Genomic DNA, 663 nt, shown 5'->3' on the forward strand with positions numbered 1-663 from the left:
CGGAAACGAAAAACCTGTTGACGGGAACGCACCATGCGTACAAGACGGAAGTGAACGACGTGTTGCTCGCGGCGCTGGGTTTGACGATACAGGAATGGACGGGTCATGAGACGCTGGCTATACATCTGGAAGGCCACGGCCGGGAAGAAGTATTGGATGACGTGGACGTGACGAGAACAGTAGGTTGGTTTACGAGCATCTATCCGGTCGTCTTCGAATTGAAGAGGGCGGAAGCAATATCCTACTGGGTCAAATCGTTCAAGGAGAAGCTGAGACGGATTCCGAACAAAGGCGTGGGATATGGCGTGCTGAAGTATTTGACGCCAGCGGAAAAAAGCGGCATAGGCAGTGGAATGGTGCCGGAAATCAGCTTCAACTACTTGGGGCAGTGGGATCGGAAAATGAATACCGGGGCCATGTCGATGTCCGGGCTATCTACCGGATTGTCGATGAGCCCGCAATCGGAGCGGATCTATGCGCTGGACATTACAGGGAGCGTAATGGACGGAAAACTGAAGCTGAGCATGATGTACGACAAGGAGGAGTACCACGAAAGCACGATACAAGCATTGCTGGCCAGCTACAAGAAGCAGTTACTTTCGATCGTCGAACATTGCATGCAGCAAACCGAGACGGAACTTACTCCGAGCGATGTGGGGAGCG

General features: G+C 52.9%; 1 protein-coding gene. It reads left to right on the forward strand.

Features of this window, described 5'->3' with window-relative positions; all coding sequences use genetic code 11:
• Nucleotides 1-663 (forward strand): condensation domain-containing protein (locus AC1TPB_RS24970; protein ID WP_482078956.1); only part of this gene is annotated, 663 nt, incomplete at both ends.

It is taken from the genome of Paenibacillus sp. Y951 (assembly GCF_056786395.1).